The organism is Aureimonas mangrovi (genome assembly GCF_014058705.1).
GTDB lineage: Bacteria > Pseudomonadota > Alphaproteobacteria > Rhizobiales > Rhizobiaceae > Aureimonas > Aureimonas mangrovi.
Genome location: NZ_CP059692.1, coordinates 3,191,004 through 3,215,187, shown reverse-complemented (window position 1 = coordinate 3,215,187; position 24,184 = coordinate 3,191,004). Strand labels below are relative to the sequence as shown.

27 protein-coding genes are annotated in these 24,184 nt (G+C 68.4%); 15 read left to right on the top strand and 12 right to left on the bottom strand.

Going from position 1 to position 24,184, the window contains the following annotated elements:
* The first annotated feature begins 48 nt into the window (after nucleotides 1–48).
* Both H1343_RS15530 and tam read left to right on the top strand, forming a co-directional pair.
* Nucleotides 49–2,598 carry a TIGR02302 family protein gene (locus H1343_RS15530; protein WP_185983737.1) on the top strand — a complete coding sequence of 850 codons (2,550 nt, stop codon included), beginning with the start codon at nucleotides 49–51 and terminating at the stop codon, nucleotides 2,596–2,598.
* 151 nt (nucleotides 2,599–2,749) lie between these two features.
* Nucleotides 2,750–3,541 carry a trans-aconitate 2-methyltransferase gene (tam, locus tag H1343_RS15525; RefSeq protein ID WP_185983736.1) on the top strand — a complete coding sequence of 264 codons (792 nt, stop codon included), beginning with the start codon at nucleotides 2,750–2,752 and terminating at the stop codon, nucleotides 3,539–3,541.
* A gap of 6 nt (nucleotides 3,542–3,547) precedes the next feature.
* Here the strand turns inward: tam and H1343_RS15520 are convergent, their stop codons facing one another.
* From H1343_RS15520 to H1343_RS15510, 3 genes are all read right to left on the bottom strand, one after another.
* Nucleotides 3,548–3,991 (bottom strand): response regulator, encoded by a 444-nt coding sequence (locus H1343_RS15520; protein ID WP_185983735.1) that lies wholly within the window; start codon nucleotides 3,989–3,991, stop codon nucleotides 3,548–3,550.
* A gap of 73 nt (nucleotides 3,992–4,064) precedes the next feature.
* Entirely contained in the window at nucleotides 4,065–4,607 is a 543-nt protein-coding gene (gene hpt, locus H1343_RS15515; protein ID WP_185983734.1) for a hypoxanthine phosphoribosyltransferase, read from the bottom strand.
* Nucleotides 4,608–4,625: 18 nt separating this feature from the next.
* On the bottom strand, nucleotides 4,626–4,877 hold the full coding sequence (locus tag H1343_RS15510; protein ID WP_185983733.1) for a hypothetical protein: 252 nt from the start codon (nucleotides 4,875–4,877) through the stop codon (nucleotides 4,626–4,628).
* A gap of 223 nt (nucleotides 4,878–5,100) precedes the next feature.
* Between H1343_RS15510 and ftsE the strand changes: the two genes are divergently transcribed.
* From ftsE to H1343_RS15490, 4 genes are all read left to right on the top strand, one after another.
* Nucleotides 5,101–5,760: a cell division ATP-binding protein FtsE gene (ftsE, locus tag H1343_RS15505; protein ID WP_185983732.1), complete on the top strand. Its 660-nt coding sequence runs from the start codon at nucleotides 5,101–5,103 to the stop codon at nucleotides 5,758–5,760.
* Entirely contained in the window at nucleotides 5,753–6,748 is a 996-nt protein-coding gene (locus H1343_RS15500; RefSeq protein ID WP_185983731.1) for a cell division protein FtsX, read from the top strand. The genes ftsE and H1343_RS15500 overlap by 8 nt, the downstream gene beginning before the upstream one ends.
* An 89-nt stretch (nucleotides 6,749–6,837) precedes the next feature.
* Nucleotides 6,838–7,542 (top strand): YdcF family protein, encoded by a 705-nt coding sequence (locus H1343_RS15495; RefSeq protein WP_185983730.1) that lies wholly within the window; start codon nucleotides 6,838–6,840, stop codon nucleotides 7,540–7,542.
* A gap of 105 nt (nucleotides 7,543–7,647) precedes the next feature.
* Nucleotides 7,648–8,421, top strand: a complete 774-nt coding sequence (locus H1343_RS15490; RefSeq protein WP_185983729.1) for a lysophospholipid acyltransferase family protein — start codon at nucleotides 7,648–7,650, stop codon at nucleotides 8,419–8,421.
* Nucleotides 8,422–8,424: 3 nt separating this feature from the next.
* Here H1343_RS15490 and H1343_RS15485 read toward each other — a convergent pair whose 3' ends face one another.
* Nucleotides 8,425–8,937: a gamma-glutamylcyclotransferase gene (locus tag H1343_RS15485; protein ID WP_185983728.1), complete on the bottom strand. Its 513-nt coding sequence runs from the start codon at nucleotides 8,935–8,937 to the stop codon at nucleotides 8,425–8,427.
* Between the two features lie 72 nt (nucleotides 8,938–9,009).
* Here H1343_RS15485 and H1343_RS15480 point away from each other — a divergent pair, with 72 nt between their 5' ends.
* Entirely contained in the window at nucleotides 9,010–10,035 is a 1,026-nt protein-coding gene (locus tag H1343_RS15480; protein ID WP_185983727.1) for a DUF2125 domain-containing protein, read from the top strand.
* A 2-nt stretch (nucleotides 10,036–10,037) separates the two neighbouring features.
* Here the strand turns inward: H1343_RS15480 and H1343_RS15475 are convergent, their stop codons facing one another.
* From H1343_RS15475 to pheA, 3 genes are read right to left on the bottom strand one after another with little or no spacing between them, the layout of a single operon-like run.
* Entirely contained in the window at nucleotides 10,038–10,985 is a 948-nt protein-coding gene (locus H1343_RS15475) for a prephenate/arogenate dehydrogenase family protein (RefSeq protein ID WP_185983726.1), read from the bottom strand.
* Nucleotides 10,982–12,085, bottom strand: a complete 1,104-nt coding sequence (hisC, locus tag H1343_RS15470; RefSeq protein ID WP_185983725.1) for a histidinol-phosphate transaminase — start codon at nucleotides 12,083–12,085, stop codon at nucleotides 10,982–10,984. Before hisC ends, H1343_RS15475 begins: the two co-directional genes overlap by 4 nt.
* Before the next feature lie 31 nt (nucleotides 12,086–12,116).
* On the bottom strand, nucleotides 12,117–12,872 hold the full coding sequence (pheA, locus tag H1343_RS15465; RefSeq protein ID WP_185983724.1) for a chorismate mutase: 756 nt from the start codon (nucleotides 12,870–12,872) through the stop codon (nucleotides 12,117–12,119).
* A 147-nt stretch (nucleotides 12,873–13,019) separates the two neighbouring features.
* Between pheA and metX the strand changes: the two genes are divergently transcribed.
* The 3 genes from metX (at nucleotide 13,020) to H1343_RS15450 (ending at nucleotide 15,545) form a co-directional block, all read left to right on the top strand.
* The gene (gene metX, locus H1343_RS15460) at nucleotides 13,020–14,204 is read left to right on the top strand and encodes a homoserine O-acetyltransferase MetX (RefSeq protein ID WP_185983723.1); all 1,185 of its coding nucleotides are present in this window, start codon (nucleotides 13,020–13,022) and stop codon (nucleotides 14,202–14,204) included.
* A gap of 11 nt (nucleotides 14,205–14,215) precedes the next feature.
* Nucleotides 14,216–14,872 (top strand): methionine biosynthesis protein MetW, encoded by a 657-nt coding sequence (metW, locus tag H1343_RS15455; protein WP_185985706.1) that lies wholly within the window; start codon nucleotides 14,216–14,218, stop codon nucleotides 14,870–14,872.
* A 64-nt stretch (nucleotides 14,873–14,936) separates the two neighbouring features.
* Nucleotides 14,937–15,545, top strand: coding sequence for a BRCT domain-containing protein (locus H1343_RS15450; protein WP_246333153.1), 609 nt, complete (start codon nucleotides 14,937–14,939; stop codon nucleotides 15,543–15,545).
* 4 nt (nucleotides 15,546–15,549) lie between these two features.
* On the opposite strand, the gene H1343_RS15445 is transcribed toward H1343_RS15450, so the two are convergent.
* Both H1343_RS15445 and H1343_RS15440 read right to left on the bottom strand, forming a co-directional pair.
* On the bottom strand, nucleotides 15,550–16,521 hold the full coding sequence (locus tag H1343_RS15445; RefSeq protein WP_185983722.1) for a Bug family tripartite tricarboxylate transporter substrate binding protein: 972 nt from the start codon (nucleotides 16,519–16,521) through the stop codon (nucleotides 15,550–15,552).
* Between the two features lie 83 nt (nucleotides 16,522–16,604).
* Complete coding sequence (locus H1343_RS15440; RefSeq protein ID WP_185983721.1) at nucleotides 16,605–17,342, bottom strand: class I SAM-dependent methyltransferase; 738 nt, start codon at nucleotides 17,340–17,342, stop codon at nucleotides 16,605–16,607.
* A 141-nt stretch (nucleotides 17,343–17,483) separates the two neighbouring features.
* On the opposite strand from H1343_RS15440, the gene gloB reads away from it, so the two are divergent.
* Together gloB and H1343_RS15430 are read left to right on the top strand one after the other, a co-directional pair.
* Nucleotides 17,484–18,254 (top strand): hydroxyacylglutathione hydrolase, encoded by a 771-nt coding sequence (gene gloB, locus H1343_RS15435; RefSeq protein ID WP_185983720.1) that lies wholly within the window; start codon nucleotides 17,484–17,486, stop codon nucleotides 18,252–18,254.
* On the top strand, nucleotides 18,251–18,700 hold the full coding sequence (locus tag H1343_RS15430; protein ID WP_185983719.1) for a cupin domain-containing protein: 450 nt from the start codon (nucleotides 18,251–18,253) through the stop codon (nucleotides 18,698–18,700). The genes gloB and H1343_RS15430 overlap by 4 nt, the downstream gene beginning before the upstream one ends.
* Nucleotides 18,701–18,703: 3 nt before the next feature.
* Here the strand turns inward: H1343_RS15430 and H1343_RS15425 are convergent, their stop codons facing one another.
* The gene (locus H1343_RS15425; RefSeq protein ID WP_185983718.1) at nucleotides 18,704–19,480 is read right to left on the bottom strand and encodes a DUF3108 domain-containing protein; all 777 of its coding nucleotides are present in this window, start codon (nucleotides 19,478–19,480) and stop codon (nucleotides 18,704–18,706) included.
* Nucleotides 19,481–19,722: 242 nt separating this feature from the next.
* On the opposite strand from H1343_RS15425, the gene rpmB reads away from it, so the two are divergent.
* The 3 genes from rpmB to H1343_RS15410 all read left to right on the top strand — a co-directional run bounded on the left by rpmB (nucleotide 19,723) and on the right by H1343_RS15410 (nucleotide 21,238).
* On the top strand, nucleotides 19,723–20,022 hold the full coding sequence (rpmB, locus tag H1343_RS15420; protein WP_185983717.1) for a 50S ribosomal protein L28: 300 nt from the start codon (nucleotides 19,723–19,725) through the stop codon (nucleotides 20,020–20,022).
* Nucleotides 20,023–20,140: 118 nt separating this feature from the next.
* Complete coding sequence (locus H1343_RS15415; protein WP_246333152.1) at nucleotides 20,141–20,845, top strand: queuosine precursor transporter; 705 nt, start codon at nucleotides 20,141–20,143, stop codon at nucleotides 20,843–20,845.
* Between the two features lie 18 nt (nucleotides 20,846–20,863).
* On the top strand, nucleotides 20,864–21,238 hold the full coding sequence (locus H1343_RS15410; RefSeq protein WP_185983716.1) for a glyoxalase superfamily protein: 375 nt from the start codon (nucleotides 20,864–20,866) through the stop codon (nucleotides 21,236–21,238).
* A gap of 45 nt (nucleotides 21,239–21,283) precedes the next feature.
* On the opposite strand, the gene H1343_RS15405 is transcribed toward H1343_RS15410, so the two are convergent.
* Nucleotides 21,284–22,282 carry an esterase-like activity of phytase family protein gene (locus H1343_RS15405; protein ID WP_185983715.1) on the bottom strand — a complete coding sequence of 333 codons (999 nt, stop codon included), beginning with the start codon at nucleotides 22,280–22,282 and terminating at the stop codon, nucleotides 21,284–21,286.
* The gene (gene cobT / locus H1343_RS15400; protein ID WP_185983714.1) at nucleotides 22,279–24,183 is read right to left on the bottom strand and encodes a cobaltochelatase subunit CobT; all 1,905 of its coding nucleotides are present in this window, start codon (nucleotides 24,181–24,183) and stop codon (nucleotides 22,279–22,281) included. Before cobT ends, H1343_RS15405 begins: the two co-directional genes overlap by 4 nt.
* Between the last annotated feature and the right edge of the window lies 1 nt (nucleotide 24,184).

Below are 24,184 nucleotides of genomic sequence, written 5' to 3'. Positions count from 1 at the left end.
GCAAAAGCCGGTAAGGTTCGTGGCGACTTGAAGCGGATCGGCGACCTCATGGCAGACAGCGCGGCGCCCGGCGGCGGGATGAACGGCATGCGGCTGCGCCGCGTGCGCGCCACCGCCTTCCTGTCGATCCTCGCCGAACGCTGCTGGCCGCCGCTCTTCTACATCGCCGGTCTGGCCGCGCTTTTTTTAGCCGTCTCCTGGTTCGGCATCTTCGCGGCCGTTCCAGGCCTGGTGCGTTTTGCGATCCTCGGGGTCTTCGTCGCCGCGCTCGCCTTCATCGTCTGGCGGTTCGGCCGGATCGTCCTGCCGACGCGCGGGGAGATCACCGCCCGCGTGGAGGCCGAGAGCCATCTCGCCCATCAGCCGCTCGCCGTGCAGGACGAGCGTCAGCTCGGCGCGGACCCAATGGCGGCGGCCCTGTGGCGTGCGCACCAGCGCCGTATGGCCGAACGACTGCGTGCCCTGCGCGGCGGTCGGCCGTCCGGGCATACCGAACGGCTGGACCCGAAGGGGCTGCGCGCGCTCGTCGCCATGCTCCTCGTCACGGCCTTCGCCTTCTCACATGGCCCGAACGGCGGCCGGATCGCCGATGCATTCCGCGCGCCGGAAGCCGTTCAGGTCGCTTCCGCCCGCGTCGATGCGTGGGTGACGCCGCCTGGCTACACCGGCCGCGCCCCGGTCTACCTGACGGAAGCGGGCGCGTCGGCGCCGGGGCCGCATCAGGTGCCTGAGGGCAGCGTCGTGTCCGTGCGCATCTCGGACCGCGCGGGCGCCAGCCTCCTCTTCACGCCCTCCAGCGGCGAGCCCCAACGCGAGATCGCGCCGAGCGGCGAGGGCGAGGAAGCCATCGCCGAGGGGGCGGCGGAGTACGAGCTGCCGCTGGAGGCGAGCGGCATCGTCACGCTTGGGACGCGGCTGCGCGATCTCGGAGCGTGGGAATTTGCCGTCGTGCCTGATCTTGCGCCGACGATCGAGTTCGACGGCGAGCCGGCCGAGGCCCGCAACGGCGCTCTCGAAATTCCCTTCGTCGTCACCGACGATTACGGCGTGGCGCAGGCCCGTGCCACGATATCCATTCCGGGCCAGGGGCCGGGCGATGCGCGCCCGCTCGTCGCCGCGCCCGCCTTCGATCTGACGCTGCCGCGCCGTGCACGGGGCGAGGCGCGCGGGCGGACCACCGTCAACCTCGTCGAGAGTCCCTACGCCGGGGCGCGTGTGGCGATGACGCTCCACGCGCGGGACGACGCAGGCCGCGAGAGCGCGTCCGATCCGTTGGAAATGACGCTGCCGGAGCGGCGTTTCACCAACCCGCTCGCGCGCGCCGTCGTGGAGCAGCGCCGCATTCTCGCGCTCGACGCCAACGCCGCGCCACGCGTCGTCGACATGCTCGACGCCGTCACGCTCCACGGTGATCGCTTCATCGAGCGCTCCGGCGACTATCTCGCCCTTCGCGCGGTGCGCGAGCGCATCGCGGGCGCCTACGACGACGCGGCACTTTTGTCGGCGGTGGATTTCCTCTGGGAAATCGCGCTTGGCATCGAGGACGGCAATCTCTCGCTCGCCGAGCGGCGGCTGCGCGATGCGCAGGAGAACCTTGCCGAAGCGCTTCGTGATGGCGCTTCCGAGGAGGAGATCGCCGAACTGATGGACGAGCTTCGCGCCGCCATGCAGGAGTTCATGCAGGCGATGGCCGAGGCGATGCGCAATGCGCCGCCGCAGAACCAGATGCAGATGGGCGACGCGCAGGAGCTGCGCCCGCAGGACCTCGACCGCATGCTCGACCGGATCGAGGACCTTGCGCGCTCGGGCTCGCGCGAGGCGGCGCAGCAGCTCCTCTCCGAACTTCAGTCGATGATGAACAACCTTCAGGCTATGCAGCAGCAGGGCGGCGGCCAGCAACAGCAGGGCGAGAGCGAGGCCCAGCGCCAGATGAACGAGCTGGGCGAGATGCTCCAGCGCCAGCAGGAGCTGATGGACCAGACCTTCGCGCTCGGCCGCGAGCAGGCGCGCCGCCAGATGGGTGAGGAGGGCATGCCCGGCTCGCCAGGAGAGCCCTCGACCATGACCGAGGAGGAACTGCGCGAGGCGATGGAAGGCCTGCAGGGCGAGCAGAACGCTTTGCAGGAGCGCCTGCAGGCGCTGCAGGAGGCGATGGAAGGTATGGGGCTGGAGCCGAGCGAAGGGCTCGGCGAGGCCGGCGAGGCGATGGGTGGCGCCGCCGAGGCGCTCGGCGAAGGGCAGGACGGCGAGGCCGTCGGACGGCAGGGGCAGGCGATGGAGGCGCTTCGTCGCGGTGCCGGCGAGATGATGCAGCAGCTCCAGCAGGCGATGGGCGAGGGGCAGGGCGGCCAGCCGCAGCCCGGCATGGGCCAGCCGGGACCCGGCTTCGGCCCCGGCCAGCGCAATTCCGGGCGTGACCCGCTCGGCCGCCAGCGTCAGACGCAGGGTCCCGACTTCGGGCAGGACGTCGAAGTTCCGGATGAGATCGACGTCCAGCGCGCTCGACGCATTCTCGACGAGATTCGTGAGCGGCTGGGCGACAGCCTCTCGCCGCAGCTCGAGCGCGACTATCTCGAACGCCTCCTGCGCACGCCCTGACAAGGCGCGCCCAGCATCGGCCCGAAGACCGTCATCGGTTTTCGGAAAGCCTGATGCGCAGATCCAAAGTGTTGAAGTGCCTGCTCCGCACGCCCTGACAAGGCGTGCGGAGCGCGTTATGCAGGCGGCGTCCGATGGAGGAACGACGCCGATGGCCGACTGGAACCCCACGCTCTACACTCGCTTCGAGGACGAGCGGACGCGCCCCGCGCGCGATCTCCTCGCGCGGTGCAGCTTTCCCGGTCGCCCCGAGGGCGAGGCGTTGCGCATCGCCGATCTCGGTTGCGGGCCCGGTAATTCGACCGAGCTTCTGGTTGAGCGCTTTCCGAAGGCTGAGATCACCGGCTTCGATCTGTCTCCGGCCATGCTGGAGGAGGCGCGGCGCCGCGTGCCGGGCGCGCGCTTCGAGACGGCCGACATTGCCGACTTCCGGCCCGCACGGCCCTTCGACCTCGTCTATTCCAACGCCGCGCTGCAATGGGTGCGCGGCCACGAGACGCTGATCCCGCGCCTTCTCGATGCCGTTGTGCCGGGCGGCCTGCTCGCGGCGCAGGTGCCCGACAACCTCGCCGATCCGAGCCAGACCGCGATGCATGATATCGCCCGCGAAGCCCCTTTCGCGAAGCATCTGACCGGCGCGGGCGAAGCGCGCGAGCCCATCGCCCCGCTGGCGCAATATTATGATTGGCTGGCCGGTGCGGGCGCTGCCGTCGAGATCTGGATGACGCACTACCAGCACCCGATGACGGACGCCGCCGCGATCACCGACTGGTTCCGCTCGACAGGGCTCAAGCCCTTCGTCGACCCGTTGCCGGACGATCTGAAGCCGCTTTTCCTTGAGCGCTACACGCAGGCGATGGAAACGGGCTATCCCGAGCGGGCCGACGGCAAGCGTCTTCTGGCCTTTCCGCGGCTGTTCTTCGTCGCGCGCCAGCCTGCCTGATCAGGATCAGCCGTAGCGGCGAAGCCGCTCGGGCTGGGGGCTGGCCTCGGAGCGCGGCTCACCCTGCGGGTGCGGCCGGTTCGCAGCGGACAGGAGCGCCTGCGCGACACGAAGGCGGATGTCGGCGACCGTGAATGGCTTATCGACGACGCCGCAGATGATCGAGACAAGATCGTCAGCCGCCTCGCGCTGCTCGGCAAAGCCCGTCATGAGGAGCACTGGCAGGCCGGGGAAGCCGGCATGGGCGGCATGGGCGAGCTCGATGCCGGTCATGGCCGGCATGCGGATATCGGACAGGACCAGATCGTAGGCGCCGTCAGCCTCGACGATGCGCTCGAGCGCGTCCTCGCCGTCCTCGGCGACGTCCACCTGATGCCCGTCGAGGCGTAAGGCCCGCGCGGTCAGAAGCCGCACGCCTGCATCGTCCTCCGCAACGAGAATCCTGGCCATCGCCTCAAACTCCTTCGGCCAGCATAAAGAGCCGGCCTGTCGCCAGTCTGACCGCCAATCCTTTCGCGGAGCTTTACACGCCGTCGATCACCCGGCCGACGAAAGGCAGTTCCCGGAAGGCGTGGCCGACATCCATGCCGTAGCCGACGACGAAATGATCCGGGCAGTCAAAGCCGACATGGTCGGCCTCGATCTTCGCCTTGCGGCGCATCGCCTTGTCGAGAAGGACGGCGACCTCGGCGCGGGCGGCACCGCGCTCCAGCATCAGGTCGCGCGCAAAGAGCAGCGTGCGGCCCGATTCGAGGATGTCGTCGACGAGAAGCACCTGGCGGCCCGAAACGTCGCTCTCCACGTCGCGCAGGATGCGAACCTCGCCACCCTCCGTGCCCGCCCCGTAGCTCGACAGCGAGATGAACTCGACCTCTGGCGCAAGGCCGACCGCGTGCATGGCGCGGATCAGGTCCGCGGCGAAGACGAAGGAGCCCTTGAGGACGGCGACGACGAGGATGTCCTCTCGCGCCGTCCTGGCGATCTCGGCCGCAAGGCGCGAGACTGTCTCTGCGATCTCCTCGCGCGAATAGAGCGTCTCGATGCTGCGGCCGCGCACGGTGATCATGGGGTCAGGATACCGGCGTCAGGAGGAGGGCAGCGCGCGCAGGAGCGAGGCGGCGTCCGGCCCGCAGCGGCGCGCGAGGCGCACCGCATCGTCGAGGAGCGACTGGTAGGGGCGCGTGTTGGCGCGCGCGGCAAGGTCGGTGAGCGGCGCCGGCGCAGCACTGTCAATGCCGGACGGGCGGCGGTCAGAATGGGCTACGCCCTCGATGATGAGGCCGCGCGGTGCGCTGCGTCGCATGGTCCGTCGCTCAAAATCCGCCGGATGCGTCATGCGGCCGTCCTTTCATTCTCTGCCTGTCCAGGCCTCTGTCTGCCTGTTCAGGAATGGGTAAGGTCTTCATGGTTAACGAAGGATGAAGCCCATGCGAAGACCCGGCAAGGGCTTTGGTTGACGGGACGCGGGCATCAAAGCGACACAAAGGCGTATCCATCAGGGTGGGCCGCGACGGGCGCGGCATCGGACGGGAGCGCGGTACTGTGGCCGGGGGACGGCTGTGATTCGATTCGAGAATGTCGGCCTGCGCTACGACATGGGCCCGGAAGTGTTGCGAGACCTGTCCTTCGAGATCGGGCGCCAGTCCTTCCAGTTCCTGACGGGGCCTTCGGGCGCCGGCAAGACGAGCCTCCTGCGCATGCTGTTCCTCGCGATCAAGCCGACGCGCGGCCTCATCACCGTGCTCGGCAAGGACGCCTCGACGCTCTCGCGCACCGATCTGCCGGCCATTCGCCGGCGCATCGGTGTCGTCTTCCAGGACTTCCGCCTGCTCGACCATCTCTCCACCTACGAGAACGTCGCGCTGCCGCTGCGCGTGCGCGGCCTCGAGGAGACCACCTACCGCCAGGACGTCGTGGACCTCATCCGCTGGGTGGGCCTGGGCGAGCGCATGAACGCGCCGCCGGTCGTTCTTTCGGGCGGCGAGAAGCAGCGCGCCGCGATCGCCCGCGCGCTGATCGACCGGCCCGACATTCTCCTCGCCGATGAGCCGACCGGCAATGTCGATCCGCCGCTCGCCCGCCGCCTTCTACGCCTGTTCATGGAGCTGAACCGCACCGGTACTGCCGTCGTCATCGCCACGCACGACCTCGCCCTGATGGATCAGGTGGAGGCGCGCCGGCTCATCCTCGCCGACGGGCGGCTTCAGATCTATGACTGAGCTCGCCGCACGCCTTCGCGCGCGCCTTCCTGCGCGTCTTGCAGCGATCCTCGAGCGCCGCGCCGAGCGCCGGCGGCTGACGCCGATCGTGCCGCCCGGCAACGTCGCGGGCCGCGCGCTGATGACGGTGATCGCCATCATGACCTTCCTCGCCGCCCTGACGCTCGGCGCCGTCATCCTCGTCTCCGACACGGCGTCCGACTGGGAGAGCGAGATTTCGCGCGAGATCACCGTGCAGGTCGAGCCGGAGGAGGGCTTCGACATGGCGGGGGCCCTTGCGCTCCTGCGCGATCGGCTCTCCGGGATGCCGGGCGTCGTCTCGGTCGATGTCCTTGGTGACGACGCGACGAGCCGCCTCCTCGAGCCCTGGCTCGGCGCCGGCACGGACCTGTCGGAACTCCCGGTGCCTCGGCTCCTGATCCTCGGGATCGACGAGGAGGCGCCGCCCGACTTCGCGGCCCTTCGTGCCGACATCGAGAACGCGGTGCCGCAGGCGAGCCTCGACGATCACCGCGCCTGGATTTCGCGGCTCGTCTCGATGGCGCGCGCCACGGTGGTGGCCGGCGTCGCGATCCTCTCGCTGGTCCTCGTGGCGACGATCCTGACGGTCGTCTTCGCCACGCGTGGCGCGATGTCCGGCAACCGGCAGATCATCGAGGTGCTGCATTTCGTCGGCGCACGCTCGGGGTTCATCGCGGGCGAGTTCCAGCGCCATTTCCTGCGGCTCGGGCTCGCCGGCTCGCTCGCGGGCGGTGCGGCGGCGCTCCTCGTCTTCGCCGGCGTCGGCTGGTGGGCGAGCGCTAACAGCGCGACGCCGCAGGCCGACCAGATCACCGCGCTTTTCGGCTCCTTCGCTGTTGGCTGGACAGGCTATCTCTCGATCTTCGCGCTGGTTCTCGCGATCGGGCTCGTGACGGCGCTGACCTCGCGCCTGACGGTGATGCGCCAGCTTGCGGCCATCGACATGCTGTCGCCTGTGGAGCGATGAACGAACCTTCGGCTCGCCCGTTCAAGGCCGGGGCATCCTCGGCATGCGAAAGGGCGCCTTCGGCAGCACGGGTCTGGACGAAACGGCAAATGCGCAAGAGTGGCGGCAAGACAGGCGGGAAGAGGCGCGGGCGCGCGAAGCTCGCCCTTGTACTCGCCCTTCTGGTGCTCGTGGCCGGCGGCGCTTATCTCGCCGGCGGCTTCATGCGCTTCGCACAGGAGGTGGCGGCGCTCAGCACCCCGGCCTCGATCAGCGGGGCGGACGGGATCGTCGTCCTAACCGGCGGATCGCAACGCGTGGAGCGCGCCGTTCGTCTTCTGGAGCGCGGCGAGGGCCAGCGGCTCCTCATCAGCGGAGTCAATCCGGGCACCGGCCCGCTGAGCCTCTCGCGCCTGACCTCTGCCGATCCGGCTCTCTTCGAGTGCTGCGTCGATCTCGACTACGCCGCGCTCGATACGGTCGGCAACGCAGAGGCGACGGTGAGTTGGGCGCGCGAGCATGGGCTGCGGCGCCTCATCCTCGTGACCTCCGACTATCACATGCCGCGCTCGATGATCGAGCTGGCGAGCGTGCCGGACGCGCCGGCCGTGGTGCCCTATCCGGTCTCGCTGGAGAAGCTGTGGCGGCCGGACGGTGCCCCGACGCGACTAGGGCTGCGGCTTCTGGCCACCGAATATGCCAAGGTGCTGGCGGTGAAGGCGCGGATCGCGCTCGGCGTCGACTATGCCCATATGCGCGCGCGCCAGATCGCCCAGCACAGCAGCGCGGGGCATGCAGGCACGCCGGAACCGTAGGCCGCCCGGAAAAGCGATTCCGGTTTGCCGGCCAATGCTGTAGAAGGCGCCCTCGCGGGGGCGGCCCTTCGGCCCGCCTTCACTGCGGAGACAAGCACGACCGGCATGATCATCCTGCGATCGCTCGCATTCCATCTGGCCTTCTACGCCAATCTCGTCGGCCAGATGCTGTTCTTTCTGCCGGTGTTCTTCGTCGTCCCCGAGCGGGTCTGCTGGCGTATCGTTAGCAACTGGGCGCGCTCCAGCCTGTGGATCCTGCGCGTCGTCGCCGGTACGCGCACGGAAATCGGCGGGCAGGAGAACATCCCGGCGGGCGGGGCGATCATCGCTTCCAAGCACCAGTCCTTCTGGGAGACGTTCGCGCTCATCCCGGAACTGACGAGGCCGGCCTTCATCCTGAAGAAGGAGTTGATGGCGATCCCGATCTTCGGCTGGTACGCCAAGCGGATGCGAATGATCCCGGTAGACCGTTCCAAGCGCGGCGCAGTGCTGCCCTCGCTTCTAGGTTCCGTGCACGCAGCCGTTGAGCAGGGACGGCACATCGTCATCTTCCCCGAAGGCACCCGCGTGGCGCCGGGCGCCGCGCCGAACTACCGACCGGGCGTCCACTACCTTTATTCGCAGCTCGACCTGACGATCGTGCCCGTGGCCGTCAATTCGGGTCTTTTCTGGCCCCGCAAGGCCTTCAAGCGCGAACCGGGCACCATCCGCGCCCGCTTCATGCCGGCGATCGGGCCAGGCCTGCCGCGCGAGCCCTTCATCGCGCAACTGCGCGAGGAGATCGAGGCCGGCTCGAACGATCTGATGCGCCAAGCCTACGCGGAAAGACCGGATCTGCCGATGAGCGAACTCGTGCGCGACCGCCTTGCAGAGGGCTGAACGTCAAAGCCTGGCGACGACATCCTCCAGCCAGCGGTCTTTAAGCCCCATTCGATGAATCTCGGTCAGTGCGGCGGTGACGTACTCGTCGTTCGACCCGGACTGCCCGTGCGAGCGCGCCACCATCGCCGCTGCGTCGCTCGCCGAGAGACGCCCGGCATATTGCGCATGGCCGCGATCAACGATGTAGACCAGCGCCCTGACGCCGCGTCCGTCGAGAAGGCGAACCGGCAGCGTCGTTTCACGATAGACATGGGTGACGAGCTCGCGCCCGCGCAGATAGTCGATCGTCTCTTCGGCTCTCGCTCCCGCCACACGGAACGCCATGCCGACGCAGGAGCCGCCGCGATCCAGCCCGAAGACGAGGCCGGGACGCTCCGGCGTGCCGCGATGGACGTGGGAGCGCACGCACAGGGAGCGGTGGTAGCCGGACAGGCGCGCCTTGGCCCGCTCCTCGTATTCGAAGCCGGGGCGCCAGATCAGCGATCCGTATCCGAACACCCATAGATCGGTCATGAAGCTTGTGTTCCTCGGGCTCTGCTGGTCAACACGGTCGCTCGTGACGAACCGCCGGGAAAGGGCAACAGGATGGCAGGGTCAAGCACCAAGCGGCGCTCGGGCGCAAGTCGCGTCTTCATCGGCGTCATCCTCGTCGTCGTGCTGCTCGCCGCCGCGCTCACGGTGGCATGGTACTATCTCGCCGGCGAACTCGACCGGCGTGTCGTCGCGGCCATCGAGGCGGCCGCGGGCGACGGTGTCGCGGTCACCTGCGAGAATCGCGAGGTCTTCGGCTATCCGTTCCGCATCGGCCTCGCCTGCGACACCGTCGCGGTGGATGCGCCAGAGAGTGGCGTGCGCGCCAGCGGCGGTTCGCTGCGCACCGCGGCGCAGGTCTACGATCCGCGCCATATCGTCGGCGAGTTCACCGCACCGGTGGCGGTCGACGCGCCGGACCTGCCGCCGCTCCTTCTCGACTGGACGCTCGGCCAGGCCTCGGCGCGCTTCGAAAACGACGGGCTCTCGCAGCTCTCCGTCGCCATCGAGGCCCCGTCGATGGCGCTGCGCACGCCCGAGGGCGGCGCGGGTGCGGAGTTCGCACGCTCCGACGCGCTGGAGATTCATTCGCGCCGCAACGGCGACGATCTCGACCTTTACGTCGAGGATTGGGGGGTCACGGTGACGACGCCCGGCATCGGCGAACTGCCGACCTTCACCGCTTCCGCGAACATGACGGTCGCGGGCGCGGCCTCGTGGCTCTCCGACGGCCTGCCGGGCGGGCGGATCGAAACGGCGCTACGGGGCCGTTCGGGCACGGTGCATTCGCTTTATCTGGTGGTCCCGGGCGGCGCCGTCGCCGAGGCGAGCGGGCCCTTCTCGATCGCGGACACGGGGGAAATCTCGGGCGACTTCACGCTTTCCCTCGGGCAGCCGGAAGCCATCGCCGCGCTCGTCGGGCGGCTGATTCCCGGCTCGGAGGCGATCGCGGGAACGCTTGTGGGGGCACTCAACCTCGTCGGTCGCCAGGAGGACGGGCGCACGATCGTCGAGATCCAGGTTCAGAACGGGCGCGCGCAGCTCGGCTTCATCCCGCTCGGGCGCATCCCGCCGATCTGATCCTATTCGCCGGGTTCGTTCCAGGCGTCCTTGCGTGGCGGCTGGCGGCCGAAATTGGCTTCCGCCGTGTCCTGGCCGGCCTCGACGATCGAGCGCCGGATCGCCCGCGTGCGGGTGAAGAGGTCGAACAACGCATCGCCGTCACCCCAGCGGATCGCCCGCTGCAGGGAGGCGAGGTCCTCCGAAAAGCGCGACAGCATCTCCAGCACCGCCTCGCGGTTGGTCAGGAAGATGTCGCGCCACATCGTCGGGTCTGACGCAGCGATGCGCGTGAAGTCGCGGAAACCGGAGGCCGAGAACTTGATGACCTCCGACTGTGTGACCGTCTCGAGATCGGCCGCCGTGCCCACGATGTTGTAGGCGATGAGATGCGGCACATGGGAGACGATCGCGAGCACGAGGTCGTGGTGCTCGGGCGTCATCGTCTCGACGCGCGCGCCCATCGCCTCCCACAGCGCGGTGAGGCGGGCTGTCGCGTCCTCGGCGGTGCCGGGCACGGGCGTCAGGATCGTCCAGCGGTTCTCGAAGAGTTCGAGGAAGCCGGCGTCCGGGCCGGACTGCTCGGTGCCCGCGATCGGGTGGCCGGGCACGAAATGGACGTGCGGCGGCAGATGCGGCGCCATGTCGGCGACGACCGAGCCCTTCACCGAGCCGACATCGGTGACGATCGCGCCCTCGGCCAGATCGCCCGCGATCTGCGCCGCAAGCGGGCCGCAGGCGCCGACCGGCACGCACAGGATCACGAGGTCCGCGCCGCGCACTGCCTCGCCTGCGTCGGTGTGATACGAGGTGCCGAGCCCGATTTCCTCGGCGCGGGCGAGCGTCGCCTGGCTGCGCGTCGAAATGGCGATCTCTCCGGCCAGGCCCCGATCGCGCAGATTGATGGCGATCGAGGAGCCGATGAGGCCGATGCCGAGTAGCGCGACGCGCGGAAAGAGCGGCTCGCTCATGTCCGCAGGAAGTCTTCGAGCGCGGCGACGACGCCGAGATTGGCTTTCTCGGAACCGACCGTCATGCGCAGCGCGTTCGGGAAGCCGTATCCGGTGACGCGCCGCAGGATGAAGCCGCGCTGCGTCAGGAACGCGTCGGCGTCGGCCGCCGTCCGTCCCGCCTCGTCCGGGAAGTGGACGAGCAGGAAGTTGCCGACGGACGGCGTCACCCGCAGACCGAGGCGCGCGAAGTCTTCCGTCAACCGCTCCAGCCATTTCGCGTTGTGCGAAACGGCGGCTTCGACATGGCCCCGGTCGGCGATCGCCGCCGTGCCCGCCGCGATCGCAGCGGCATTGACGTTGAACGGCCCGCGGATGCGGTTCAAGGGGTCGAGGATGGTTTTGGGCGCGTACATCCAGCCGATGCGCAGCGCCGCGAGGCCGTGGATCTTCGAGAAGGTGCGCGTCATCACGACGTTCGCCGACTGCGAGACGAGCTCGACGCCGGCCTCGTAGTCGTTGCGGCGCACATATTCGGCATAGGCAGCGTCGAGGACGAGAAGAACGTGCGCCGGCAGGCCGGCATGCAGGCGCCGCACCTCGTCGAAGGGCAGGTAGGTGCCCGTCGGATTGTTCGGGTTGGCGAGGAAGACGATCTTCGTGCGCTCCGAGAGGCAGGCGAGGATGGCATCGACATCGGCGCGCTCGTCTCTCTCCTTCGCCACGACCGGGCTCGCACCCGCCGCGCGGATATAGATGTCGTAGACGAGGAAGCCGTGCTCGGTGTGGATCGCTTCGTCGCCCGGCGAGAGATAGGCCTGCGCGAGAAGCCCCAGCAGCTCGTCTGAGCCGTTGCCGACGAGGATGTTGCGCGCGTTCAGGCCGTGGGCGGCCGCAATCGCGTTGCGCAGCGCGGTGGACTGGCCGTCGGGGTAGAGCTCGAGCGTCTCGGCGGCGGCCGCCACGGCGGCGCGTGCCTTCGGCGAAGCGCCGAGCGGCGTCTCGTTGGAGGACAGCTTGTGCAGCTCGACGCCTTCGGGCGCGTGGCTCTTGCCGGGCTGATAGGCCTCGATGTCCATCACGCCGGGCTTGGGTACGGGGCCCTTGTCGAGGGTCTGCATGGCTTGTCGATCCTTCACGCGAAAGTGGCGTTCAGCCCTTCGCCGTCAGCGGTGCCGCATAGCCCCCGGCGGGGCGCATGTCGAGGCCCGCCGGCCTTTCGGCACCGGCCGGCAACGCGATCAGTCGGCTCGTCTTGGTAGCCGCCAGGAGTTCGGCACCGCCGGGAAGCAGCTCGTCCGGCCCGCCCGTCAGGACGAAGCACTCCACCTCGAACGGGGTGGGGTCTGCGAGCGCCGGCGAGATCACGAGGGCGGGCGTGCCGGCCTGCCGCGTCTCTGCCTCGAAGAAGGGGAGTTTCGCGACGACGCGCGCACCGTCCATCGCGGCCCACCAGTCGGTTCCGGTCTCGGACAGCAGGACGATTCCGAGCCGGTCCCCGCCCTCCTCGATGCGCGCGACGACGGAGGCCGCATCGGGCAAGACGGTCATCGGAACGGAGAAGCCGACCGTGAAGCGCGCTGCCTCGACGGCCGCCACCATGTCCGGCCCGGCGGAGACGAAGACCTCGAAGGGTGCCTGCAGCGCCGTGAAGGTGGAGATGATCTCGCGCCACAGATGCTCGAGAGCCGTAAGCGGCAGCGGCCCGGAATGGCGTGCGGCGAGCCGGCGCATCATGTCGGCCTCGCGCGCCGGGCGAAAGGCGGCGCCGCCGCGCGCGGCGCCCTTCACGCGGATCAGCTCGTCGATCACGCTCGCGCGCTGCATCAGGAGGCGGTGGACGCTCTCGTCCACCGCGTCGATCTGCGCGCGCAATTCGCCGAGGCGCGTCGCGTCGTTGCCTGCCATGCCCGTCCTCTCCCCTCGCTTACCTGTCGTCGCCGTTGCTTTAGCGGCGCGCGGCGCGGCTTGCAAAGAAGCGTTGATCTGGCGGGCGCCCGGCGATAGCAGAAGGGGTTCAACTGTCGGGCGAGCCGAGAGGCCCCAGGGAACGTGATGAGCGCGAGCGCGAAAACCCCGCAGGAGGAGGCCGTCCTGGGTCGCAGGGAGGCACTGGAGCCGACCTCCGCCGTGATGCGGTTCGGCCCGGATACCCCGTTGCGACTCGATTCCGGTTATACGCTCTCACCCTTCGAGATCGCCTACGAGACCTATGGCGAGCTGAACGCCGACAAGTCGAACGCGGTCTATGTCTGCCACGCGCTGACGGGCGACCAGTATGTGGCGAGCCGCCACCCGGTGACCGGCAAGCCCGGCTGGTGGTCCTCCATCGTCGGCCCCGGCAAGCCGGTCGACACCGACCGCTTCTTCGTCATCTGCTCCAACGTCATCGGTTCGTGCATGGGCTCGACCGGTCCGGCCTCGATCGACCCGCAGAGCGGCAAGCCCTACGCCATCGACCTGCCCGTGCTCACCATCGCCGACATGGTGCGCGCGCAGACGATGCTGGTGGATCGCTTCGGCATCGACCAGCTCTTCGCCGTCATCGGCGGCTCGATGGGCGGGATGCAGGTGCTGCAATGGGCTTCCGCCCACGCCGAGCGCGTCTTCGCCGCGCTGCCGGTCGCCACCGGCGCGCGCCATTCCTCGCAGAACATCGCCTTCCACGAAGTGGGCCGTCAGGCGGTGATGGCCGACCCGGACTGGCGCGGCGGGCGCTACATCGAGGCGGGCGTGCGCCCCCACAAAGGGCTCGCCGTCGCGCGCATGGCCGCGCACGTCACCTATCTTTCGGAGGCCGCGCTGCATCGCAAGTTCGGGCGCAACCTGCAGGATCGCGACCAGCTCGGCTTCGGCTTCGACGCCGACTTCCAGATCGAGAGCTATCTGCGCCACCAGGGCACCAGCTTCGTCGACCGGTTCGACGCCAACGCCTATCTCTATCTCACGCGCGCGATGGACTATTTCGACATCGCAGCCGAGCATGGCGGCCGGCTCGCCGAAGCCTTTCGCGGCACGACGACGCGTTTCTGCCTCGTGTCCTTCTCGTCCGACTGGTTGTTCCCGACCGAGGAGAGCCGCGCCGTCGTTCATGCGCTGAACGCCGCCGCCGCCTCGGTTTCCTTCGTCGAGATCGAGACCGACAAGGGCCACGACGCGTTCCTGCTCGACGAACCGCAGTTCTTCGGCGCCATCAAGGGCTTCATCGCTTCGGCCGCGCGGGCGCGGGGGCTGGCATGAGCGCTCACCCGATGGACGAGAAGATCGCGGCCGAGCCCCTGCCGACGAGCCGTCTGGCCGCGCCCGAGACGGACCGCGTCGATCTGAAGATCATCGCAGACCTCGTCGAGCCCGGGAGCCGCGTCCTGGACGTGGGCTGCGGCGACGGCTCGCTGATGGAGCTTCTGGAGCGCCGCCGCGGCGTTGACGCGCGGGGCATGGAGCTCAGCCAGCCGGGCGTCAACGAATGCGTGGCGCGCGGCCTTTCGGTGGTGCAGGGCGACGCCGACCGCGACCTTGTCCACTACCCGGACCACGCCTTCGACTACGTGATCCTGTCGCAGACCATCCAGGCGACGCAGAACCCCAAGCTCGTGCTCTCCGAGCTTCTGCGTATCGGGCGTAGGGCGATCGTGTCCTTCCCGAATTTCGGCTACTGGCCGGTGCGGCTGTCGCTCCTGGTGAAGGGGCGGATGCCGGTGACGCGCAGCCTCGCCTATTCCTGGTACGACACCCCGAACATCCACTTCTGCACGATCGAGGATTTCGTGGCGCTGGCCGGTGAACTCGGCGCCTCGGTCGAGACCGCCGTCGCGCTCAACTCGCAGGGGCAGAAGATGGGCATGCGCCTGCCCTGGGCGATGTGGAACCTCCTCGGCAGCCAGGGCGTGTTCGTGCTGAAGCGGTGAGGGCGCAACCCTTGCGCTTGTAGTGCAGCGTGGCATGGTGTGCAAAACATCGGGAGCCGTGATCGTGAAGACCCAAGCCGAGTTGGTCCACTTTGGACGAGAACGGATCAGCGATCGCCAGATTGATGAATTGATCGGTATTTGCCGTGGTCTTACGGCGGACGGTGCGCTCAACCAGCCCGAGGTGGAATTTCTGCAGAAGTGGCTCGCGGCCAATCGGGGCGTTAGCGATCACCCCGTCATCGCAACACTCTACCACCGCGTTGCCGATGTCCTTGACGATGGCATTCTCGACGAAGAAGAGGCTCACGAGTTGCTGGAGACCCTGTCGGCGTTGTCGGCTCGAGACTTCGAACTCGGTGAGGTCCTGAAATCAACGACGCTACCCTTGTGCTCGCCCGCGCCAAGCCTCTGGTTCCCCACGAAGGTCTACACCTTCACCGGAACGTTCAACTACGGCAATCGCAAAGCCTGCGAGGCGGCAGTCGAGAGGAAGGGCGCCAGTGTCGCCTCGCTGACGCGGAAGACCGATGTTCTCGTTGTCGGGGTGTATGCGACCGAATCATGGAAGCATTCCTCTTTCGGCCGGAAGATCGAGAAGGCGTCCGACTATCGAAGCCGAGGCGTACCTATCTCGATCGTTTCCGAAGAGCATTGGGTCAGCTTTCTCTAAGCGCCTACTCCAGCGTGATGTTCGCGTTCTGGATGATCGCGGCGTATTTCTCGATCTCGGCCGAGATGAAGTCGGCGAACTCCTGCGGGGTCGACGGCGCGGCCTCCGTGCCCTGCGCGGCCAGCGCCTGCGTCAGGCGCGGCGTCGCGAGCGCGTCGCGGATCGCGCCGTTGAGCGTCTCGACGATCGGCTCGGGCGTGCCGGCGGGCGCCAAGATGCCGAACCAGGTGGTGAGGTCGAAGCCCTCGACGCCGGCCTCGGCCATCGTGGGAAGGTCCGGCTGGAAGGGCGAGCGCTCGGCCGTCGTCACCGCGAGAGGCGTCACCACGCCGGCATCGATATGGCTCGAGGCCGAGGCGAGGTTGTCGAAGATGAACTGCACCTCGCCCGCCAGCACCGCCTGCATGGCCTGTGCCGAGCCGCGATAGGGCACGTGGACCGTCTGGATACCCGCGACCTCGTTCAGGAGTTCGCCCGCCAGATGCCCCGCGCTGCCGCTCGATCCCGAGGCGAAGGCGAAGCCGTCCGGCTCGGCTCGCGCGAGTTCGAGGAATTCGGCGAGGTTCGTCGCGGGCACGTCCCTGTTGAGGACGAGAACGTTGGGGGTCGTCGCGACGAGGGTGATCGGCGTGAAGTCGGCGATCGGATCGAACGGAATGTCGGGATACAGGCTGACATTGACCGCGTGCGTCGAGAGCGCGCCCATCAAAAGCGTGTAGCCGTCGGGCTCGGCCTTGGCGACGACGTCGGCGCCGATATTGCCGCCCGCGCCGGAGCGATTGTCGATGAGGACGGTCTGGCCGAGCGAGCCTTCGAGTTCGCTGGCGATGAGGCGGGCTGCCGTGTCCAGCGTGCCGCCCGGCGGAAAGGGGACGACCAGCGTGATCGTCTGCTCGGGATAGGTGCCTTGCGCCAGCGCGGCGCCGGGCAGGAGGAGGGCGAGCGTCGTCAGGGCTGCGATCAAAAGCTTCGGCATGGCATCGGCGCCCTTCGGGCGTCCCTCCCCATTGTCTTTTCCGGTCTTTTGAACGGGTGCGCGCCGCGTGGCAAGCACGATGCCTACCGCGTCGCGGCGCCCTGCGGCACGAGCACGGGGCGCGTGGCGCGGATCCTCGCGCGTTCGTTCTTCGTGACAGGCAGGCCGCGATAGACGAGCTTCGTCGCCTCGAAGGCGATGACGCCGGCAAAGAGGGGCCAGAAACGCCGTCCCGTCGCCTCCAGCGGGGCCGCGAAGTTCAGAAGCCCGGCGCGGCGGAAGGGCGGAAAGAGCAGCGCTTCCGAGAAGCCCGAGGTCGTGAACATCGCCTCGCGCAGGAGCTGGCCCGCCTGCCTGCGCGACCACGGGCGGCCGGAGCCGAAGGGCGTGCGGTCGAAGCGCGTCCAGACGCCCGTGCGGTTCGGCACCACGAGGACGAGCCGCCCGCCGGGCGCCAACACGCGCCAGACCTCGCGCAAGGTGCGCGCCGGGTCCTCGGCGAACTCCAGCGCATGGACCATGAGCACGCGGTCGATCGACGAATCGGCCAGGGGCAGTTCGTCACCCTCCACCAGCGCGGTGCGCGAGAGCGCGTCGGGCGGCCAGGAGAGGGCGCCTTGCGAGGCCGGCATGAGCGCCAAGACGGTCTCGGCGTCCCGGCCCACCCTGTCGAGATAGGGCAGCGTGTAGCCGAAGCCGACCAGCCGCTCCTGATGGACAGGGCGCCACAGCGGCGCGAGCGCCATCGTGACCGAGCGCGCGGCCGCCTGCCCGAGGCGGGTCGCGTAGAAGTCCCGCAGATCGACGATGTCGGCGTTCATGATGCTCCCGGCGGCCACTCCGTGCCGATCTTATAGGTGCGGAAGCGGGGCCGGAACCCGCAAGACGCGCGAAGGGGCGTGCCGAACCGCTCGCGCGGCCCTATCTTGCCGCTTCGATCCATCAGGAAGGGGAGAGGCGTCATGGGTGCCATCGAGATCCGCCAGTTCATGTGCCGCAGCGACAATTTCGGCGTGCTCGTCCACGATGCGGCCGGCGGCCAGACGATCGCGATCGACGCGCCGGAGGAGGGCCCGATCGTCGCCGCTCTCGAAAAGGAAGGCTGGACGCTCACCCACATCCTGACGACCCATCACCACGGCGATCACGTGGAGGCGAACACGGCGCTGAAACAGCGCTTCGGTGTGGAGATCATCGGGCCGAAGGGCGAGGCGGATCGCATCCCCGGCATCGACCGTACGGTGTCGGGCGGCGACGGGTTTGCCATCGGCGCGATCGACATCGAGGTGATCGACACGCCCGGCCACACGCTCGGCTCGGTCTCCTACTACATGCCGCAGGCCGAGGCGGTCTTCGCCGGGGATGCGCTGTTCTCGATGGGCTGCGGTCGGCTGCTGGAAGGCGATGCGGCGATGCTGTGGGAGAGCCTGCAGAAACTGCGCGCCCTGCCCGAAGAGACGATGCTCTACTGCGGCCACGAATACACCGCCAAGAATGCCGCCTTCGCGGTTGAGGTCGACCCGGCCAACACGCGGCTGCGCGAACGCGTGCGGCAGGTGGAGGAGGAGCGCGTCGCGCACAAGCCGACGCTCCCTGTCAGTCTCAAGAAGGAGAAGCGCACCAATCCTTTCCTGCGCGTCGACGACGAGGATCTCGCCGCAGAACTCGGCATGGATGTGAGTGATCCGGTCGCGATCTTCACCGAACTGCGCAAGCGGCGGGACGTGTTTTGAGCGAGGCGCGCCGTCTGATCGAAAGCCTCGCCCTCGAGCCGCATCCCGAGGGCGGCTGGTATCGCGAGACCTTTCGCGACGAGGCGGTTGATGGGAACGGCCGCGCCCGCTCGACCGCGATCTACTATCTTCTCGAGGTCGGCGAGACATCGGAATGGCACCGCGTACGCGATGCCGCCGAGACCTGGCACTTCTACGCCGGGGCGCCGCTCGTGATCACCGTGTCGTCGAACGGGCACGATGCCTCGAGCCACCGTCTCGGGCCGAATATCAGCGCGGGCGAGGCGCCGCAGTTCACCGTCCCTGCCGGCTGGTGGCAGACGGCGACGAGCCTCGGCGCGTACACGCTCGTCGGCTGCACGGTGGCGCCGGGCTTTCTCTTCGAGAGCTTCGAGATGGCGCCGCCGGACTGGCGCCCGACGCCGCGTGCGCCGAAAGGCGCCTGAGGGTCAGGGCGCGGCGAAGACCGTCGCGGTGAGGGTCAGTGGGCCGACCTGCGTCGGTATACGCGCGTAGACGGGTGCATGGATGCCCGTCTGGCGCACGGGCGCGAACCAGATCTGCAACGTCTGCCCTTCCAGGAAGCGCAGCCCGCGCGAGCCGCGCCGATAGCCGGAAACCGGGCTGATCGTGACGTTGCAGACCACGGCATCGCCCGAGAAGCCCGTGGCGGAGAAGGCGCGGCGGCCCCCGTCGCTCATGCGAAGGTCGAGCCGCGACCAGCCATCGTAGAGCGGCAGGGTCCGGTTGCAGATGTTCTCGGGCTCGGCGCGGATCATCAGGCCACTTAACGGATCAACCACCGAGCGGAGCTGGCCGCGAGACACCGGGACAAAGTCGGCCGGCGGGGTTTCCTCGCGTCGCGGGGCGACCTGCGAGGACGTTACCGCGCCGTTGCGCATGGCAACGTCGCTCGACCACGACTTTCCGTCCGCCGTGTAGGCGAGACTGTAGCGATCGGCCGCGAGCCCTGAGCGCCGGATGCGGCCGGAAACCGAGCTCGTGCCGTCGACGCGCGAGACGAGGGCGGCGAGCCCGGCGGAGGCGAGGTCCCCCGACACCGAATAGCGATCGCCCGAGATGGTCGTGCGAAAGTGCGCGCGCCCGACCGGCAGGCCGATCAGCGAAACGGAGTAGCGCGTCGTCAGCGGCGTCTCCTGCGCGCGGCCCGGAAAGGGCACCAGCATCAGGATGGCGAGGGCGGCTAGAAGCGGGCGGCGAATCATCGAGGGCGGGTTCCGGGTGTTCGTCGCCGACAGGTTGCGTCGGAATGCTTCATGCGGCAAGCATGGGGCCGAATTCCGGCAGGCCTTCGGGCTGCCGCGTCGCCCATAGCTTGACGCTTCGCGCACCAGCGACTATAGGCAGCCCTCGAATTCCAAGATCACGTCCCCCGGTCGCTGATCGCGCCGCTTTCGAGAAGCGGCGGCGCATCGCCGGGGTTTGTCGCAGTTGAAAGGTGAAGTCCATGTCGCGCGCTTGCGAATTGACCGGCAAGGCCGTCCAGAGCGGCAACAATGTCAGCCACGCGAACAACAAGACGCGTCGTCGCTTTCTGCCGAACCTGTGCAACGTCACGCTGATCTCCGACGCGCTCGGCCAGCGCTACCGTCTGCGCATCTCGGCTTACGCTCTGCGTTCGGTCGAGCACCGCGGCGGCCTCGACGCCTTCCTCGCCAAGGCCGACGAGAAGGAGCTGTCGCAGCGCGCCCGTCTCCTGAAGCGCCAGATCGCCAAGAAGGTCTCGGAGACCGCCGCCGCGGCCTGATCGGCCGATCATGGTGTGAAATCGACGGCCTCGCGGTCTTTCGCGGGGCCTTTTTTCTGGAGAGCGTAAGCTTCTCGCGCTGGTGCCATACCCCAGCCTAAAAAAATGGAGCCCCGGCATGAGCCCGACCGCGTCCTGGCGCGCTTACATCCTGCCCGTCGTCGCGATGACGATCATCGTCCTGATGGCCAACATCGCCGTCCAGTTTCCGCTGGAAGGGCAACTCGGCGCGCTGCAACTCGCCGACATCCTGACGTGGGGCGCGTTCGTCTACCCGTTCGCCTTCGTGGTCACGGACATCAACAATCGCCTGTTCGGCCCGCGCATGGCGCGGCGCGTCGTGTATCTCGGCTTTGCGACGGCGATTGCCTCGTCGGTCGTCTTCCCGCCGCTCCTCTACGCGCTCGGCTGGATGCCCTTCGAGATTTCCGGCGCGCGCCTCGTGCGGCTGGCGCTGGCGTCGGGCTCGGCCTTCCTCGCCGCACAACTGATGGACATCCTCGTTTTCAACCGCCTGCGCCGGCAATCCTGGTGGAAGGCGCCGTTCCTGGCGGGCGTCGTCGGCTCGATCTTCGACACCGCGATGTTCTTCGCGCTGGCCTTCGCGCCGCTTTTCGTCATCCTCGGCCCGAACGAGCCCTTCGCGCTGGAGGCCGCGCCGCTTCTCGGCGTTCTCGCAGCCGATGCTCCGCGTTGGATCTCATGGGCGCTGGGTGACTTCGCGGTGAAGCTTGCGATCGCCCTTTTCGGACTGGTGCCCTATCGTCTCGTGGTCGGCGCCGTCCTGCCGATGCGCGAAGAGGCGGCGCGCGCATCTCTCTAAACGTCCTGGGAGGATGGCATGAGCGGGGTCGAGCTACAGGAGGCGATCCCCATCCTGCGCTTCTATGACGAGGCCGCGACACGCCGGTTCTACGAGGGCTATCTTGGCTTCGCGATCGAGTGGGAGCATCGCTTCGCGGCCGCCCTGCCGCTCTACATGCAGATCGTGCGGGGCGGGCTGACATTGCATCTCTCGCAGCATCATGGCGATGCGACGCCGGGTTCGGCGGTGTTCGTGCGGATGCGCGGTGTCGAGGCGTTGCACGCGGAGCTCTCAGCGAAGGATTATCCGTTCCTGCGGCCAGGAATCGAAAGCGCTCCCTGGGGCGCGCGTACGCTGACGCTGCTCGATCCGGCGGGCAACCGGCTCTTCCTCAACGACTACGGGGAATAGATCGGCCTTTCCCGGTGGTGCTTTGAAGGCCGTTTATGAAAGGCCTTAGCCCGATGCGCCGGCGTCGTCCTCAACCAACCGGAATTCCAGATAGAGATTGCGCTGGAAGAACGAGCCGTTGTCGTCGGAGACGAGGCCGAGGATCGTCTCGCCCGTCTCGTTCACGAAGACGTCGAGCCCTTCCATGTTGTCGATCTCCTGGGAAAGATCGGCCTCCATGATCACCGGGCCGTCGACGATGGCGCCGACCTCGATCGTCTCGCCGTCGATTCGCCGGATGCGCATGCCGACGCGGCCGAAACCCTCGTAGCGCCGTTCCAGCAGCAGAAAGTCGCCGCCCGGCAGGAAAGCACCGTCCGTCGCGTGCCAAGGCACCTCGCGGCGGACCTTGAAGATGCCGCCCGAGGAGCCGAGGATCGCGGCGAAGAGGTTCCCGTCCATGTCGATCGACTGTTCGGCGATGGTGATCGTCATTCCGTTCGGCGAAACGGCGACCGTCTCGAGCGCGGCGTTGGAGCGAAGCTCGCGAAGCGGGATCGGCTGCGGCACCGGCGTCGGCCGGCTTTCCAGAGGATTTCCTGGATCGAAGGCCTCGATCCGATGGTCGCGCTCGAAGGAGACGAGGACGCGACCGCCGTCGATCGCGAGACCTTCCGCGTCCGCATCTCCCTTTCGGGTCTGCGCGCGGCCGTTCACGTCGAGGATCGGAGCGATCCTCGCGTCTTCGAAGCCGGTCGGCCGGCCCGCGCTGTCGCGCGATATTCTACCCTCGAACCAGAGGCCGGTATCGGTGACGGCGAGAAAGCCTGAGCCCGCCTCGCGAAACCGGAAGGCGGAAACGCCGGCGAGGCGGCGATCCGAGCCGCGATAGGTGAAGCCGCCGCGATATTCGAGCGCGCCGAAGCGCGTCTCGCCCGAACGCGCGTCGAAGGAGGGGATGGCGCGCGCGGTGATCTCCACGGGCGTCTTCGCGTCCTGAGCCAGCACGGATTGGGGTAGGAGAAGGCCGCCGGCAAGGAGCGCGGCGACGAAGCGATGCCTCATCGGCGGCCGCCGGCCATGCGACGAACCGGCCCCTTGACGGTCTCCTCCTCGAAGAGTGCCGCAAGCTGCTCGGTCATCGCGCCGGCCAGTTCCTCGGCGTCGGTCAACGTCACCGCGCGGCGGTAATACCGCGTCACGTCGTGGCCGATGCCGATCGCCAGAAGTTCGACGGGCGAGCGGGTCTCGATCTCCTCGATCACCGCGCGCAGATGCCGTTCCAGATAGTTGCCGGGGTTTACCGAAAGCGTCGAATCGTCGACCGGCGCACCGTCCGAGATCATCATCAGGATGCGCCGCTGCTCGGGGCGCGCGAGAAGGCGGTTGTGCGCCCAGATCAGGGCCTCGCCGTCGATGTTCTCCTTCAGGAGCCCCTCGCGCATCATCAGGCCGAGATTGCGCCTCGCGCGGCGCCAGGGCGCGTCGGCGCTCTTGTAGACGATGTGGCGGATGTCGTTCAGCCGGCCCGGCCGCGCCGGCTTGCCGGCCCGCAGCCACGCCTCGCGCGACTGGCCGCCCTTCCAGGCGCGGGTCGTAAAGCCGAGAACTTCGACCTTGACGCCGCAACGCTCCAGCGTGCGGGCGAGAATGTCGGCACAGGTGGCCGCGACTGTGATCGGCCGCCCGCGCATCGATCCGGAATTGTCGATGAGAAGCGTGACGATCGTGTCGCGGAAGTCCGTGTCGCGCTCCATCTTGAAGGAAAGCGGCTGCATCGGGTCCGTCACGATGCGGGTCAGGCGCGCCGTGTCGAGATAGCCCTCCTCAAGATCGAAGTCCCAGGCTCGGTTCTGCTGCGCCATCAGGCGTCGCTGCAGCCGGTTTGCCAGACGCCCGACGGCGCCCTGCAGGGCGGTGAGTTGCTTGTCGAGGAAAGCGCGCAGCCGGTCGAGCTCGGCCTCGTCGCACAGTTCCTCGGCGCCGACCTCCTCGTCGAAGCCCTGCGTGAAGATCGTGTAGTCGCTGTCGCCCGGCTGGCTGGTCAACGGCTGGTCGGGGCGGCGGGATTCGTTCGGCGTGTGCGAATCCGGGCCGTCTTCTTCGTCCACCGGTTCGTCCGCGCTCATCTCGGCGCCTTCGGCCTCGGCGGCTTCCTCGTTGGCGCCCTCGGCCTCGCGGCTTTCGGCCTGCGCCTCGTCCTGGCCCGCTTCCTTCTCCTCGCCGCCGTCCTCGTTGTCGCGGTTCTGGCGGTCACCGGCTTCCTCGTCCTCGCTCTCCTCCTCGGGGTCGCTCTGGGCGAGTTCCTCGGCCATGTTCATGGAGACGAGGAGGTCTCGAACGGCGCGCGCGAACGCCTCCTGGCTTTCGATGGCGCCGGAAAGCCTGTCGAGCGAAGGGCCGGCCTTCTCCTCCACGAAGTCACGCCAGACATCGACTACGGCGCGCGCGCTCGCTGGCGCGCCGCGTCCGGTCAGGCGTTCGCGCACCATCAGCGCCACGGCGTCTTCCAGCGGGGCTTCGGCGCGGTCGGTCACATCCGCAAGGTTGGAGCGGAAATACTTGTCCTCCAGCATGGAGGCGAGATTGTCGCCGACGCCGGCCATCGCATTGGCACCGATCGCCTCGCAGCGCGCCTGCTCGACGGCGTCGAAGACGGCGCGCGCCTCGCGCCCGTCCGGCGAGAGCGTGGCGTGGACGCGCGCATCGTGGCGTGCGCGGCGAAGCGCCATCGCATCGGCCATGCCGCGCGTGACGGCGATGTCGTTCCGGGTGGCGCGCTTGGGAAGGTCGGGCAGGCGAGCACGCCCGCCCGAAAGACCGGGGCGCTCGTTGGCGAAGGCGACCTCGAGTTCGGCTTCGCCGGCGATGGCGCGCATGCAGCCGGCGACCGCGCGCCTGAACGGCTCGCGGTCCACTGCCGCGCCCTTGGCCGGCTTGGTGTTGTCGCCGATACGCCCTGCCATC

What these genes read in the sequence shown, in the direction of transcription:
- gloB (WP_185983720.1), top strand. Translation starts at nt 17,484, where the DNA reads ATGGGTGCCATCGAGATCCGCCAGTTCATGTGCCGCAGCGACAATTTC.
- tam (WP_185983736.1), top strand. Translation starts at nt 2,750, where the DNA reads ATGGCCGACTGGAACCCCACGCTCTACACTCGCTTCGAGGACGAGCGG.
- hpt (WP_185983734.1), bottom strand. Translation starts at nt 4,607, where the DNA reads ATGATCACCGTGCGCGGCCGCAGCATCGAGACGCTCTATTCGCGCGAG.
- H1343_RS15405 (WP_185983715.1), bottom strand. Translation starts at nt 22,282, where the DNA reads ATGAGGCATCGCTTCGTCGCCGCGCTCCTTGCCGGCGGCCTTCTCCTA.
- rpmB (WP_185983717.1), top strand. Translation starts at nt 19,723, where the DNA reads ATGTCGCGCGCTTGCGAATTGACCGGCAAGGCCGTCCAGAGCGGCAAC.
- H1343_RS15500 (WP_185983731.1), top strand. Translation starts at nt 5,753, where the DNA reads ATGACTGAGCTCGCCGCACGCCTTCGCGCGCGCCTTCCTGCGCGTCTT.
- H1343_RS15440 (WP_185983721.1), bottom strand. Translation starts at nt 17,342, where the DNA reads ATGAACGCCGACATCGTCGATCTGCGGGACTTCTACGCGACCCGCCTC.
- H1343_RS15520 (WP_185983735.1), bottom strand. Translation starts at nt 3,991, where the DNA reads ATGGCCAGGATTCTCGTTGCGGAGGACGATGCAGGCGTGCGGCTTCTG.
- H1343_RS15530 (WP_185983737.1), top strand. Translation starts at nt 49, where the DNA reads ATGGCAGACAGCGCGGCGCCCGGCGGCGGGATGAACGGCATGCGGCTG.
- pheA (WP_185983724.1), bottom strand. Translation starts at nt 12,872, where the DNA reads ATGGCAGGCAACGACGCGACGCGCCTCGGCGAATTGCGCGCGCAGATC.
- H1343_RS15480 (WP_185983727.1), top strand. Translation starts at nt 9,010, where the DNA reads ATGGCAGGGTCAAGCACCAAGCGGCGCTCGGGCGCAAGTCGCGTCTTC.
- H1343_RS15410 (WP_185983716.1), top strand. Translation starts at nt 20,864, where the DNA reads ATGAGCGGGGTCGAGCTACAGGAGGCGATCCCCATCCTGCGCTTCTAT.
- H1343_RS15425 (WP_185983718.1), bottom strand. Translation starts at nt 19,480, where the DNA reads ATGATTCGCCGCCCGCTTCTAGCCGCCCTCGCCATCCTGATGCTGGTG.
- H1343_RS15475 (WP_185983726.1), bottom strand. Translation starts at nt 10,985, where the DNA reads ATGAGCGAGCCGCTCTTTCCGCGCGTCGCGCTACTCGGCATCGGCCTC.
- H1343_RS15485 (WP_185983728.1), bottom strand. Translation starts at nt 8,937, where the DNA reads ATGACCGATCTATGGGTGTTCGGATACGGATCGCTGATCTGGCGCCCC.
- metW (WP_185985706.1), top strand. Translation starts at nt 14,216, where the DNA reads ATGGACGAGAAGATCGCGGCCGAGCCCCTGCCGACGAGCCGTCTGGCC.
- H1343_RS15490 (WP_185983729.1), top strand. Translation starts at nt 7,648, where the DNA reads ATGATCATCCTGCGATCGCTCGCATTCCATCTGGCCTTCTACGCCAAT.
- H1343_RS15445 (WP_185983722.1), bottom strand. Translation starts at nt 16,521, where the DNA reads ATGCCGAAGCTTTTGATCGCAGCCCTGACGACGCTCGCCCTCCTCCTG.
- cobT (WP_185983714.1), bottom strand. Translation starts at nt 24,183, where the DNA reads ATGGCAGGGCGTATCGGCGACAACACCAAGCCGGCCAAGGGCGCGGCA.
- metX (WP_185983723.1), top strand. Translation starts at nt 13,020, where the DNA reads ATGAGCGCGAGCGCGAAAACCCCGCAGGAGGAGGCCGTCCTGGGTCGC.
- H1343_RS15495 (WP_185983730.1), top strand. Translation starts at nt 6,838, where the DNA reads ATGCGCAAGAGTGGCGGCAAGACAGGCGGGAAGAGGCGCGGGCGCGCG.
- hisC (WP_185983725.1), bottom strand. Translation starts at nt 12,085, where the DNA reads ATGCAGACCCTCGACAAGGGCCCCGTACCCAAGCCCGGCGTGATGGAC.
- H1343_RS15510 (WP_185983733.1), bottom strand. Translation starts at nt 4,877, where the DNA reads ATGACGCATCCGGCGGATTTTGAGCGACGGACCATGCGACGCAGCGCA.
- H1343_RS15415 (WP_246333152.1), top strand. Translation starts at nt 20,141, where the DNA reads ATGAGCCCGACCGCGTCCTGGCGCGCTTACATCCTGCCCGTCGTCGCG.